At 60.2% G+C, this 13771-nt stretch carries 7 protein-coding genes and 1 pseudogene; 5 read left to right on the top strand and 3 right to left on the bottom strand.

Going from position 1 to position 13771, the window contains the following annotated elements; all coding sequences use genetic code 11:
- Positions 1 to 12 precede the first annotated feature (12 nt).
- Both IPM54_12460 and IPM54_12455 read right to left on the bottom strand, forming a co-directional pair.
- A pseudogene (locus IPM54_12460) lies at positions 13 to 3910 on the bottom strand (protein kinase).
- A 210-nt stretch (positions 3911 to 4120) separates the two neighbouring features.
- On the bottom strand, positions 4121 to 4378 hold the full coding sequence (locus tag IPM54_12455; protein ID MBK9260620.1) for a hypothetical protein: 258 nt from the start codon (positions 4376 to 4378) through the stop codon (positions 4121 to 4123).
- A gap of 511 nt (positions 4379 to 4889) precedes the next feature.
- Between IPM54_12455 and IPM54_12450 the strand changes: the two genes are divergently transcribed.
- The 4 genes from IPM54_12450 to IPM54_12435 all read left to right on the top strand — a co-directional run bounded on the left by IPM54_12450 (position 4890) and on the right by IPM54_12435 (position 11391).
- Positions 4890 to 6692, top strand: a complete 1803-nt coding sequence (locus IPM54_12450) for an SAVED domain-containing protein (GenBank protein MBK9260619.1) — start codon at positions 4890 to 4892, stop codon at positions 6690 to 6692.
- Between the two features lie 25 nt (positions 6693 to 6717).
- The gene (locus IPM54_12445) at positions 6718 to 7686 is read left to right on the top strand and encodes a nucleotidyltransferase (GenBank protein ID MBK9260618.1); all 969 of its coding nucleotides are present in this window, start codon (positions 6718 to 6720) and stop codon (positions 7684 to 7686) included.
- Positions 7687 to 7789: 103 nt separating this feature from the next.
- Positions 7790 to 10066 (top strand): AAA family ATPase, encoded by a 2277-nt coding sequence (locus IPM54_12440; protein MBK9260617.1) that lies wholly within the window; start codon positions 7790 to 7792, stop codon positions 10064 to 10066.
- Entirely contained in the window at positions 10063 to 11391 is a 1329-nt protein-coding gene (locus tag IPM54_12435) for a restriction endonuclease (GenBank protein ID MBK9260616.1), read from the top strand. The genes IPM54_12440 and IPM54_12435 overlap by 4 nt, the downstream gene beginning before the upstream one ends.
- Before the next feature lie 131 nt (positions 11392 to 11522).
- Here the strand turns inward: IPM54_12435 and IPM54_12430 are convergent, their stop codons facing one another.
- The gene (locus tag IPM54_12430) at positions 11523 to 12041 is read right to left on the bottom strand and encodes an N-acetyltransferase (protein MBK9260615.1); all 519 of its coding nucleotides are present in this window, start codon (positions 12039 to 12041) and stop codon (positions 11523 to 11525) included.
- 195 nt (positions 12042 to 12236) lie between these two features.
- On the opposite strand from IPM54_12430, the gene IPM54_12425 reads away from it, so the two are divergent.
- Positions 12237 to 13691 carry a hypothetical protein gene (locus tag IPM54_12425; protein MBK9260614.1) on the top strand — a complete coding sequence of 485 codons (1455 nt, stop codon included), beginning with the start codon at positions 12237 to 12239 and terminating at the stop codon, positions 13689 to 13691.
- The last annotated feature ends 80 nt before the right edge of the window (positions 13692 to 13771 follow it).

Raw genomic sequence — 13771 nt, 5'->3', positions numbered from 1 at the left:
CCCACACGTCCTTCACCGAACCTGCGCAGCCAATTCCAACGTCCGTGCATTGTCGGCAATACCCGCGAGAAATCGCGCTCGCCCTGCAGGATCGCCAATCCGCTCGGCCTTCGCGAGCAGGTGTTCGCGGGCCGAAGCTATGGCCGTCTCGAATTCCTCATCGAGCCCATTCGCCGAAAGCGCCTCCGCATGGACCAAGCGCACCATCGTCTCACCCTCTTCAATGGTGCCGAGCGATTCCAGCAATGCGAATGCCTCGCGCGCCACCGCGAGCGCCTCGCACGCTTGCCCGCGAGCCAAGAGGGCGCGCGACAGCACCGCCAGCGCACCCGCTCGCAAAGGTGGTACCTCGGTGAGCGACTCGATGGCGGCGCGTGCTTCCCGTTCTGCCGCCTCGAGATTGCCTGCCAAGAGCTCGAGCTCGGCAAGATACGCCTGCGAAAGGCCCATGCCGCGGGGTTGTTCCTGCTTTTGGAACGCCTGGATGGCCTGTTTTTGAATGCTTCGCCCCTCCTCGAAAACGCCCCGGCATGCGAGAACACGACCAAGGTTCTGAAGGGTATAGGCCATGACTTCGTGCAGCCCCATCCGCTCGGCAACCGTCAGCGCTGCCCGCAAGACCAGCTCGGCACCCTCGTAGTCGCCCAGCTCCGCGAAGGCGAAGCCAAGGTTCTGGCGCATCAAGCAAGCATTGCGGCGATCGCCCGCTTGCTCGAAAAATGGCAGCGCCATCTCGTGAGCGTCGCGGAATCCACAAGGATCGCCCAATGTCAAGGCACGAATCCCAAGCATCTGATGATGCATGCCAACGGCTTGGGGGCTCTGCGTGGGCAGCTCGGCGGTATCGCCCAGCGCCGCAATCACCGTATCGGCCGCGGCATACCGCCCGCCGAAGCTCAAATGGTTTGCGCATATGCTGAGACACGTGGTTCTTGCGCTCATCGCATCGGGGGCGGGTCGCGCCCCAATCACCGGACTCGCCAGGCCCTCGACTCGGTCGAGTGCACCAAGCTTGCCCGCGGCATCGGCGGCCTGCTGGAAGGCGCGGAACCACGCCGTCGTCCCCGGCGTCAATCGCTCAATGGCCTCCGTCGCACGCTGCTCCGAAAGCGAAAGCTCACCGCGCCAATTGTGCGCCTCCGCTTGGACCAGGCGAAGCGCCCCGAGCTCCTCGTTCGTTGCACCGCAGCCAATTCCACGCTCGGCCCGCTCGATGGCCGCATCCAGATCGTCGGCCTCGAGCGCGAGCACCGCGGCGCGACGATAAGCGCTGGCCGCCCTCGACCCATCTTCCCCTCGCTCGAAATGTTGCGCGAGTAGCACGGCGTCCGGTTCACCGTGCTCTTCGAGCCAATTGCCGGCAAGTCGATGGCCAAGCTTGCGATTGGATTCCGTAAGCATCGCGTACGCACCTTCTCGAATGAGCGCATGCCGAAACATGAACTCGACATCTCCAGCAAAACGGCACCGGCTTTGCCTTTGTATCAGCTCGCGCGTCACGAGATCGTCGAGCACCGCGTCGAATGCCGGCGAATCGGCAGCTCTGCCGAGAAGCGCCATCAGGCCGCCACGAAAAAAGACGTCGCCGAATACGCTCGCCGCGCGCAAATACCGTCGCGCCTCCACAGGTAGCGCTTCGAGCCTCGCGTGGACCATCGCGAGCACCGTTTCGGGCAGCTCCGCCACACCCGTTTGCGCGTCGGCAGCAGCACGAACCAGCTCTTCCAGGTAAAACGCATTCCCATCGGCCAGGGCCACGATCCGCTTCTTCAGCTCGACGCTCACAGTCTCGCCCAGCACCTGCGCCACGAGCCGTTCGCTCGCCTTGGGCGAAAGCGGCCGGAGACGAACCTTCTGCATCGCGCGCTCGTTCCAAAGCTTCGGGAAGCGCTCCTCCACCTCGGGACGTGCCAGCGCGAGCACGAGAAGTGGACGGTTTTGGAGGTTGCGCAGCGCCGAATCCACGAAGCGAACCGTGGGCAGATCGCCCCAGTGCAGATCTTCGAGCACGAGGAGCACCGGGTGGGCCGCGCTCTCCGCATCGAGGAAATCCTCGAAGGCGCGCAAAAGCTGTTCGCCCATCAGGCGCGCATCCTGGCGCGCGGCCTGGAGCGGCGAACCAAACTCGGCAGGAAATGGCGCACCAACCAGCTCGCCCAGGAATTCGGCAACCCGTGCAGCGTCATGGCCCCCCACGTGTCGCGCGACACGCTCCTTGATTTTTTTCGTGTCGCTCCTCGAGCGGTCCACCCTCCTGAAGACCGCACGCATTTCGGAGGGCATTGCCGAGAAGCCCCAGCGCCGAACCTGCAGCCAATGCGTCGCCTCGACCCGTCCAGATATCCAATTGCGGCGTCATCTGCCGAGCGATGCGCAAAAACTCGTGAAGCAAGCGGGACTTGCCCAAACCGGCGCCGCCGACAATCAAAATGGCCGACGGCGTCGAGTCCTCCAAGCAGCAGCGCCAATGCTCTTGCACGATGCGAACCTCCACGTCGCGCCCGACGAAAGACGTGGGTTTTCCGAGCAACGTGCGCATTCCGCCGTCGCGCACGCCGCATAAATGAAATTGGCCACCGACGCTGCGGACATCGAACCGACCTTCGAGGAGATGGGCCGACGTCTCGTCGATGACCACGGGCTGCACTGCGTGCCGTTGCGCATTGCATTCGGCGAGCATGCTCGCTGCGCGGTCGATGACGGCGCCCACGGGCACCTTGCCCCGCACCACGGCTCGACCCGTCGCAAGCGCAATCGGTCGATCCGGCGCGATGGGCCTCAGCGCGAGCGCACATCGCGCGGCTTGCGCGGCCAAGTCCGTATCGCCCCTGCCCATGTCCCCGCCTGAAAACGTCACGAGCGCCGAGCCGTCGAGCAACGGCGTCAACGCGGCTCCGAGCGCCTCGGCCGTTCGGCGAAGGTCATCCTGGGCGACCATCACCGTCGAGCGGCCCACCGTCGCGGCACCTCGATTGAACGCTGCATCTTTGCCGATGAGTACCAAGGACAGCACCCGTTGCTCCTCGCCCGTGAGGCTCGCAGGCAAAGACACCGCCCCGTCGTCCTCCAACGTCGCCCACGTATCCACCGTCGCGAGCACAGCGGCGACCGCTGCACCATTCCGTAGCCGTGCGCTCGGTTCTTTTGCCATCATGTGGGCAATTAGCGTGTCGAGCTCTCGCGGAAGGTCCGGCCGGATATCGCGAAGGCGCGGTGGTTCCTGAAGAAGCACTTTTGCCAGCACCGCCATGACATGTTCGCCCATGAAAACGGGCATTCCCGTCAAACACTCCATCAGCACGCAGCCGAGTGCGAATACATCGACGGTCGTATCGATGATTTGCTCGTTTCGCGCCTGCTCTGGAGCCATGTAGGCGGGTGTGCCGAGCATCATGCCGGCGTGGGTCAGCGCCGAAGCGTTGGCAATGCGAGCGATTCCAAAGTCGAGCAACTTCACTTGGTCGATGCGCCCATTCACCAAAAACAAATTGCTCGGTTTGAGATCCCGGTGGATGATCCCGCGTTCATGCGCCACCGCGAGTGCATTCGCGGCTTGGAAGGTCAGCGTCAATGCATCGTGCATTTCGAGCGGCCCGCGTTCGAGGCGGCAGGCGAGGTCTTCGCCGTCGAGCCATTCCATGACCAGAAATGGTTTGCCCGCGTCGGTCGTCCCATCGGCGATGTACCGGACGATTCCGGGGTGTCGAAGCTCGGAGAGCACAGAAGCCTCACGCGCGAACCGAAGGGTTTGCTCCGATTGGCCATCGAGCATCATTTTCAGGGCGACCGGCTCGCCGGACGTCAGATCCGTTGCTTGAAAGATCTGCCCCATTCCGCCGGCCGCAACGCGATGTTCAATGCGGAAGCGGCCTCGAACCACGTGGCCCGGCTGAGTCCCTGAGGTCGTCATGGAGTTACCGACGCTCCTCGACGCGCCCGTTCGATTCGATCCGGCGGCATGCTTGCACCACGGTGGCACGTCTTATCGCATGAATTCGTCCCTTGCGACAAGCGGGATCATCGGACTCGCCGGGGAATGTTGCCGGGGCTTGGGTGCGGCGCCAAAACGTTCGGAACTGGCCGCTTGCAACGACGGATCGCGGAATCGAAGAGCCACGCGTTACGCGCTGGCTTCGTCGTCGACCTCGTCGACTTCTTCTTCGACTTCGCGATAAGGCGTCGTCGTATCATTTTCAGCGATTGCGGTCCCTTGTTCCTCGACCAAGTTTTCAGCCGTATCTTCGCGGACGATTTCGATTTCTTCCTGACCGCCGCCCGACGCATCCGACACGATGATCGACGTCGGTCGAACTTCGTGCACCACGACCACACGCGACGCCACCGCGAGCTCCCAGCCGGCGCTCATGTCGACGGGCACGACGAGCACGTTGCGTCCGTGGATCGAGCGGACCGCAGCGCGCCTGCGAACTCGTCGCCGTGTGCGTCGCCGGGTCCGCCGTCGAACGCGCCGTCGCTGCCGCACAACGGAACGATCATGCACGACGCAGCCTTCCGCGCCTGCTCCCAAGAGTGCGATGAGTCCAAGCAAAGCCGTTCTGCGCTCCATGTGCACGTACTCCTCTCGATGGATGGTACGGATAGCGTACGGGAAGCTGGCGGGCTCGTCAATGGATGATGCCCGCTGATCGATGTTGCGACTCGGTGCCGACCGCGATCACCCATTCGTCGTTCGCGACTGATCGCGATCACCCACCGTTGCGCGAAATGATTGCGTTTTTCGCTGCGTTCGGCCGGGCACGTTCGATGCTCCAAGTCGTCTTTGCGGCGATGGTCGGCGCGATCTAAGAAAAATGACGTCGCCGAGACGGTTTCCGCTGCGAGCGGCATCTTTCCATTTGCCGTTCCCTTCACGAAACGCCGAGGTCACGATGAATACCCTGAGCAAGAATCTCCCCCGCGGCATCATTCTGCTTTCCCAGCCCGAGCACCTTCGTCTGAGCCACGACGACATGTTGGGGGCCTTGCCCGCCGAGTATTCGGGTTTGCCCAGGGAGCATGTCGAAATCGACGTTACGGCTCTGACGCGTCGCGCGCCTTCTCCTTACGACGTTGGGGCTGCACAATGCGCGCTCGTGCAAAGCGTTCGCGAACGTCTCGATCCGGTGCGAGAACGATACCCTGATTATCGTATCGTCTATTTCGGGTCGGCGTCGATTCCACTCACCATTCAGCTCGGTTTCTTGCTCGCCACGTGGCAACAAATCGAGATTGTACCGCATCATCATGCGCGGCGTACGTGGGGATGGGCGACCGATGGTAAGGTTTCGGCGCGCCTTGCCGAGGTGAAGTGGCCCAAGTATCGCGACCGAACGAATGGCGACGCAATCATTCGCGTATCGACCTCGCATGCCGTGGATCGACAGGTGACATTGCGTGCCGTTCCCGAGCCGCTCGTGGAGATCGATATTAGCCTCGAACATCCGGAAGAGGATGCGTTCACGTGTTTGGCCGAGATGCACGAGGTTGCTCATGCCTTCCGCAAAGCGCTGGATATCCTTGGCGACGACTTTCCGGGAGTTCGATGCGTGCACTTGTTCGCATCCGTGCAGCCCGGTATGGCGCTGCTGCTCGGCGCGCAAATCAGCAGTTCCATGCATCCACCCGTGCAAACATACCGATATGGGCGGCATGCAGAAGAGGGGCCCTATCATATGCCCGCCATTTTGGTCAATGGGCCGAATCGACCTCCTCCGCCCCAGCTCACGGATGAAGATGTCGCTCGCGCGCACCGTGACAGGGAACATTTGCGCGAGGACGTGAAGCGAATGACGAGCTTTGCGCTGCGTGCTCAGCGCACTGTACCGAAAAATTGGGTCGCCGATGCTCTATCGCTGCCTGAGGGACACACGGCGTTCGGTGCAACGTGGTTGCATTTGCCGCCGATGCACAAGACGCCCCTACCCAAAACGACGGTCGACGTCTCTATGCGGTGCATCGACGACAGTTTTCGTTTGAATCCTGAAAATGCTTGGCAAATCGACGATCACTGGCTCGCTCGGCTCGCGAAGCGAATCCCCGCGGACGACGAACGCCGTCGAGCCCTCCGGCAGCTCGTGCTGCACGAAGCGGTTCATCGAGGCCGTCAAACACTCACGCGAACGTCGAGCCAAGAGATTGGGCGCTTTCCAAAGGTGCTGGAGGAAATCGATTACCACGCCGATGTTTGGGCGATGCTTTACGAGTACGCGTTGACCGAGATCATATCGACATCCTCGGTCGACAAGCCCGAACAATTTTTCCGGCAATTGGTTCGTTTGGCGACCGAAACCATGTGGGCATTCGACGACGATGGGTCGGATTTGCACCGAATTCAAATTCGGAGGCTCAATCGATACCTGATCTGGTATTGGCAATACCTTCGTTTGGAGCAAGCAGCCAACGGCGGAGAATCCATGACACTCGAGCGGACTCTCGCCATCCTTGCGGACAAACCCATTCTGGAATTGGCCGGGCCACCCGTCATGACGAACGCAGAGCGGAGCTTTTTCGACCTCGATGCCGGGCGCGATTACGTCCCCGAGCTTGCGATCTATCACGACGGTCGGCTTCATCGGCACGGCACGAGAGTTGACTTTCCAATCGCCACATTGTTACGCGGCGTGCGAAATCGCGACGGAAACGCGATTCTCGACGTCTTGCGCGCAGCTTTCGAGCAAACGGTTCGATCCTGAGCAAACCACGAAAGAGGAGACGAGTATGGACATTCAAAGCCTGTTCCGCAAATTCGACGACACGATCAAACTGCACCGATATCAAGAAAACAAGGAGCTCACGCGCCGCGGACAAATCATCCTCGACCACGTACGAAATAACCTTGGCGTCAAACACACCTTCCAACCATTTTGGCAGGGCAGTTATGTCATGGGCACGGGGGTGCAGCCAATTAATGGCGATTACGATATCGACATCGGTATCGAATTCAACGTCTGCTGGGAGGATCATCCGCCCGTGGTGGTCAAAGGCTGGGTCGTCGATGCATTGAAGAGCCTGAAATCCACCGGGAAGTTGCAGTCTGAAGTGCGCTGGCGCGAGCCCTGCATCACCGTGTTCCATCAATTGGGAAACGAGCCCAAGTACCATGTCGACTTGGCCATCATGGCCAAGGATCGGTATGGCAATGGCTTCCGTTTGGCTCGAGGCAAAGCCAATGCGGCGCCGCAGGATCAAAAGTGGGAGCCCGATGACCGGCGGTCGTTCGTCGATGCGCTCGATCGTCAATTCGCAGGAACGGACGGCGAGCAATTCCGGAGAGTGATACGATATTTGAAGCGCTGGAAGGACGTGCAATTCCCCCCGGAAGGCGTGTGGGCACCGTCGGGACTCGCATTGACAGTGGCGGCATCGCAATGGTTTCGCCCAGCAAAAAGCGGCTGGTACCCGAACGTCGACTATGACGATCTCGAAGCCTTGCGGTCGCTCGTGGAGTCCATTCGAGCCAACTTTCATCGGCGATGGGATGCACGAACGCAGCGACATGTGCATCGATTGAAGCTCCCATTTCGGTACGCCCCGCACGACGACGTCATGCTGCAGATGTCGGACGAACAGCATCAGCAATTGTACCAGCGCTTGGAGGAGCTTTCCGGATGGCTCGATGAAGCGCGACGAACACGCACGCCGGTGACGCTACGAAAGGCATTCGGCGACGAGTTTTCGGAGCGGTGAGCTCGTTGTCGTTCGTGACGGCCCTCTTTTCGCCTCAACGCATGACGAGCACAGCCTGCAAAACCGCTTCCCTCCGACGCCGGCTTCATGTTAGCCTCCCGGCATGCTTCTCGACCCGACCATCGCCAGTGAATTGAAACGCGAGCACGCGCGCCGCCTTCAAGATGGTTCGCTTCCTCCCGAGCCCGCGCTCCGACGCTGCTACGAAACGTTCGCGGCGAAGTTCGGCCCTGCCGCCCTGCGGCGATTGGACGGCATCGAGCTCCTCGAGGGACTCCACCTGACAAGCAACAAGGACAGCCTCGTCTATTGGCTCGAATTCAAGAATGACGACGAGATGCCGGCGGTATTTGGGAGCATCGCGGGAGGGAGTGCCCTGAAGTTTGGCCTGTATCGGCGCAAGGAGACCGGCAAGTGGATGACCGGCAGCGCGGCCGAGCAGGAAGAATTGTCGCAAGACGACGCCATTGCAATGGCGCGCCGAAATCGCGACCAGCTCATTGCAGCCGCCGAGGTGTTGGAGCAGTTCAGATTGCGCGACGGATACAATTACGATGTGCTTCAAAAGGACATTCTCAAAGTAGCGCCCGATGTGGCAGACGTTGCGTGGGGGCATAAATACTTGAGCTTGCTTTTTCCAGACCTGCTCGACGATTATCATTCGAGGATTTACCAACGATTTCATTTGATTAAGCTCGGTCAAATACGTTTCGTTTCCTTTGGCCGGTATGCGATGGCCAAACCATTCATCGTCATCGCTCGTGAATTGGGTATTCCAATAAATCACCTGACACGGCTGTTGAACGAAAGACATGGCTCACCGCATCAGTATTACCGGGTGGGCACTTCAGAGAAGACGCCACGAGATCAATGGCTCCCAATGCGCGATGGAAATTATGTGGCAATTGGCTGGCCGAAGCTCACGGACCTGGCCGTAATCGAGCACAGCCAGGCGGGCAAAAACCAAATCAAAGCGCTGCTGAATAAGCATTACCCCAACGACCCTCGCATTGTGGGTAAATTCACGACGCAGATCTTCAAGTTCGCGAAGTCGATGGAGGTCGGCGATATCGTGCTAGCTGCAGATGGAGCCACTGTTCTCGGAATCGGAAGAGTCAAAGGGGACTATCAGTATTCGCCAGGACTTGGTTTTCCGCATCTCCGCCCGGTGGATTGGTTGTCTCTCGAACAGTGGAAAATGCCCGATCCCGAAGGGTTGCAGACGACCGTTCATTCGCTCCAAAAACCAAGTTTGCTTTCCGAAGTAGAGCGACGATTGCATGGTAAAACCAAGCCCCCAACCATTCGTGAAGATGAGAGCAGCGGTGAGCGAACCATGACGCCACCGCCCCCTCTTGACGGAATTTCTGCACGCATCGAGGAAGCTCTACTGCGCAAAGGACAAGTGATTCTCTATGGACCACCCGGCACGGGAAAAACCTACTGGGCGGCGCGAACCGCGCGCGAACTTGCGGCGCGGTCGTGGTATGGCAAGAAGTATCACGATTTGTCCGATGTGCAAGTAAAGTCGCTCGACGCCGCCATTGTGACGTGCACGTTTCATCCTGCGTACGGCTACGAGGATTTTCTTGAAGGGTTTCGTCCAGTCGAACGCCAAGGCGCCCTTGGATTCGAACGGCGCGACGGCGTTTTCAAGAAGCTCTGCGATGACGCACGAGCGACCAACAAAAACCATTATCTGATCATCGACGAAATCAATCGAGGTGACATTCCACGCATCTTCGGTGAATTGCTCACGCTGCTCGAAGATACCAAACGCGGCATGGAAGTCACGCTGCCGCTTTCTGGCAAACCCTTCTCCGTCCCGAAAAATATTTTCGTCATCGGCACGATGAACACCGCCGATCGCTCAATCGCGCTGCTCGATGCAGCGCTCCGCCGTCGATTTGGATTCATCGAGCTCATGCCGGATACCAGCGTGCTTGGCAATGCGGTCGTCAAAGGCTTGCCGCTCGGGCAATGGCTGATCGCATTAAATGGCCGCATCATGCAACACGTCAAGCGAGATGCGCGCAATTTGCAAATCGGGCATACCTATCTAATGTACAGAGACAGTGCCATTTCGGATTTGCGTCGGTTGGTCCAAGCCGTCCGCGATGATTTGGTTCCGCTGCTCGAAGAGTATTGCTACGAAGACTACGACGCATTGGAAAAGATTCTCGGTTCGAGCCTCGTGCAGCGCGACAAGCGTCGGATCGACGATTCATTGTTTCGGCCGGGCCGCGAGGACGACCTCATCAAGGCATTGCTTGCACCGTCTCCTGAACTGGAAACCACCCTTGCGGCAACGACTGCGGTCGAGGAGCCAGAAGCCGACGACGAGGGGGACGACGAATCAGCGGACGGCGCGGAATCGTGAATGCTTTGGTCAACGTGCACCTCGAGGAATGGGAGCAGCGCGTAATTGGCGTCGCTCCCGATGATCCGCTTGCTGGGATCGACATTTCGAGCGCAGCAGACCGAGCGCTCATCGAAACGCTCTCGAGCACGGGCATGCTCGAGGTCCGCGAGCTACGCAAGGGCATCGAGATAACGACAAATTCGTTTGTCGGCAAAATCCGGTTTGATGCATTCAGCGCCGCGATTACGCCCAAGCTTGGTCAGGAGTCATTCGTGCGGCTTTTTCGGTACGCGTATGGTCTCCGCGACCTCTCGCTGATGCCGACTGCGCCTTTTTCAGCGGGAGGGAGCCTGTTCGAGGACCTGCTTCCGGCGCAACTGCTCGCCGAGGCCGAAGAATTGCTCGCTCGGGGGCTCGATCGACGATACGTCGCCGTCGAAGAACCGCTGTCGAGCCCTCGGGGCCGCATCGATATGAATCGCATTGCTCGCGAAGGCGGAATCGTTCGCGGGAGCCTTCCGTGCAGACACCATATGCGCCTCTCCGATTGTTTGCTGAACCAAGTGCTGGTTGGAGGGCTTCTTTTGGCCGCTGGTTGTGCACAGAGTTCCCCGTTGAAAATCGCTTTGCGCAAGCTCGCCGATGTTCTCGCTGTTTCGATTAGACCGCGGCCATTGCATCGGCATCTTGTTGCCCAAGCGGTGCGGAATTTGGATCGAATGGCTGCGGCCTATGCTCCGGCGCTGACGATCATTTTACTGCTCCTTGATGGCGAATCGCCAGCGCTCGACGACTCGGAGCAACCCATTCGGTTGCCGGGATTTTTGCTGGACATGAATCGTTTTTTTCAGCGACTTCTCGGGCGATTTCTTCGTGAAAACCTCGAGGATGCCCAAGTTGTCGAGGAGGAATCGTTGAAGGACCTGCTCCGTTATGCGCCCGGGCAGAATCCGAGGAACCGTCGTGCGCCAAGACCAAGGCCAGATTTTGCGATCAAAACGGCGGAAGGAAAGCGGCTTCTTTTCGATGCCAAGTATCGCGATTTGTGGGCGCGGAGTCTGCCGCGAGAAATGTTGTACCAGTTGGCAATGTACGCGTTGAGTCAGCCGCGCGGCGCAGTTGCGACGATTCTGTATCCGACGATGGTGGATGAAGCGCGGCCGGCGCGGATCGAGATCAGTGAGCCCTTGAGCGGATGGGATCGTGCATCGATCGTGCTGCAACCGGTGCACCTCACGGAGCTCGATCGGGCCATCGCCGGGGATCGCGCGACGGCGCGGGAACGACAAGAGTTGGCGCGAAGGATGTTTTTCCCGATGGGAGGGGATTCGGCGATTCGTTGAGCGATTTCGCGTCGCTCATTCGCCCATCTGCCACTCATTCGCTCACTCGTGCACAACACGCTACGCTTCCCTGCCTTCGCAAGCGCACGAGCCAGCCTGATGCTTCATCCACCGCCTGATTCGTGCTGCATTCACACCTGCATGAATTCCGCCCGGTAACGCACGACCCCCACGCGCGCGCCCAAAAACCCCGCGCGCAGCTCCATCGCGAAGAATGCGTCATCGTGCCCCGGCACTTCCCAGCGCAACCCGAAATGCCTCGCAGGTGCAAAACCAAGCCGCGGATAATAGCTCGGGTGACCAAGCACCACGATCGCCCCGTGCCCAGCTTCGCGCATTCGCTCGATGCCCGCGTGCACGAGCGCCGTGCCGATTCCGCGCCGTTGCGCTTCCGGAACGACCGCCATGGGCCCGAGTCCCACCGCCATATCGCGCTCGCCGCCTCGGTCGATGTGGACCGGCGAAAAGAGAACGTGCCCGACAATGCGCCCGTCGACCTCCGCAACGAGCGACGCGGTCATCGCATTGGCCTTTCGAAGCGCGTCGACCAGCCTCGCTTCGTCAGCGCGTTCGAATGCGCGCTCGTTCACCTCGCGAATGGCAGCAATGTCGCGAGCATCCTCGGGCCGCACAAAGATGTCGTCGTTCATTGGAATCCTGCTCATGCTCGTCGATGCGACGCAGTAGCACTCCCAGGCGCCAATCGCCAATGCATCGTGCGTATGCATGCATAGCTTGCGCCTCTCGACCAGGTTGGTGGAGGAGATCCGTGGTCATTCTCACGTCGCAACTTCCTGCAACTTCGTGATGACTTCTGCAACGGACCGCCATACCATCCGCGCCTCATGAGACCTTCTGCGCATTCGAACCTCTTGCCGCTGTCCATCCTAGCGCTCGCCGCATGTCCGCTCGCCGCCTGTTCCAAGGACAATTCGGGCCAACCACCCACGGCGGAGTCGGCCACCGCAGCCGCCGCCCCCGCGCCGTCCGCTGTGGCGCCAACGCCGACCGCAAGCGTCATGGCTGCGAGCACGGCGTCGGCCGCCGTGCCCGAGGGCCCGCCCGTATGTCAGCGCAGCGGCGAAAAGGTATGGGGCACGGGGGCCAACAAGCTGACCGGCCTGACGACGAAGGGGTTCGATGGCAAGATTGCCGTCGGTTTCGCGTTCGGCAACGATCCTCGCGTTTTGGTCGTCGCCAAGGACGGCAGCGCCAAGTTGATGAAGGTCAAGCAGGGCGAAAAGGCCAAGCGCCCGGACCCGAAGGAAGGCACGCGTTTTTTGATGCGTGTGTCGCCGTCTGATATCAGCGGCAGCGAAGCGCGGGCATTCATCGATTACCGCGACGAATTCAAAAAGGACAAGCGCCGTCGCATTTGGTGCGGTCCCGCGGATGCCGACGAGGAATTTTTGGAGTTCAATGGCGTCTCGTGGCTCGACATGGACCCCAAGCCGACGGGCGAGGACAAGAAAAAACTCTTTTCGTGGAAAAAGGAGGGCGGTTATGTCGAGCTTCGTGATTGCCGCACCTTCGTTTCCCGTCGCGACAAGGAAGTCTGGGCGCTCGGTTCGGTCCTCCGCGGCATTGAAAAGCCCGACGGGACGAACGAATGGAAGATGGTATTTTTGGTCGATTTCGGCCGCAATGACGAAGAGATCGTCCTGCAAGAATCGTCGCTCAAGGGGGATCCTCCCAAGGCGCCCGCCGCCTACGAAATTCCCATTTCGCGTCGGATCAGGGGCAAGGGCTGGCTCATTGCGTCGCGTTTCGGTGGCAATCTGCTCGTCGGGCTGCTCGACAAGGAGCGCAAGCTTCAGGGCAAGTTCAAGACATATCGGGGTTTCGCGACGATGCCCGACATTGCCACGACCGACGAGGACAATCTCGTATTGACGACGGGCATTGGTGTTGGAAAAGAGCGTAGCCTCAAGGCGCTCACCGTTTCCAAAGAAAACCCCGAGCTGCCCTCGGATTACACGCCGATCAAGCTCGATCCGATGGGCGATGACGCGGACGAGGCGTCGTTTTCCGCGCCCGAGCTCACGCATGACGACAAGGGTAGGCGGTGGCTCGTCTACACCGAGGGTCCGCGCGAGAAGGGTCATTTGCGCATCACGCCGCTCGGCATTGATCTCCAGCCGAATGGCCGAACGTTTGCGGTCACCACGGGCGACGCGCACGCATCCGAGGCGCGTCTCATTTCGCTACCTGGCGGCAAGCTGGTGGTTGTTTACATCCGCGACAAGGAAGGCAAGACGGAGCTGGTCAGCGAGCATCTCGATTGCGAGGTGACGAAGTAGCGGGGGCGAGCACAGCGCGAGGTAAGAGCACACACCCAAAGAGGGGGCTTCGGGTAGCCCCGGGGTTACCTGAAGGCACG

The sequence above is a fragment of the Polyangiaceae bacterium genome, assembly GCA_016715885.1.
Classification (GTDB): domain Bacteria; phylum Myxococcota_A; class Polyangia; order Polyangiales; family Polyangiaceae; genus Polyangium.
The sequence above is the reverse complement of the archived record's forward strand: the minus strand, read 5'-3'. Positions and strand labels throughout refer to the sequence as shown.

Excerpts from the sequence above, each read along its gene's own strand:
- IPM54_12445 (MBK9260618.1), top strand. The coding sequence starts at position 6,718 with ATGGACATTCAAAGCCTGTTCCGCAAATTCGACGACACGATCAAACTG.
- IPM54_12450 (MBK9260619.1), top strand. The coding sequence starts at position 4,890 with ATGAATACCCTGAGCAAGAATCTCCCCCGCGGCATCATTCTGCTTTCC.
- IPM54_12425 (MBK9260614.1), top strand. The coding sequence starts at position 12,237 with ATGAGACCTTCTGCGCATTCGAACCTCTTGCCGCTGTCCATCCTAGCG.
- IPM54_12430 (MBK9260615.1), bottom strand. The coding sequence starts at position 12,041 with ATGAACGACGACATCTTTGTGCGGCCCGAGGATGCTCGCGACATTGCT.
- IPM54_12440 (MBK9260617.1), top strand. The coding sequence starts at position 7,790 with ATGCTTCTCGACCCGACCATCGCCAGTGAATTGAAACGCGAGCACGCG.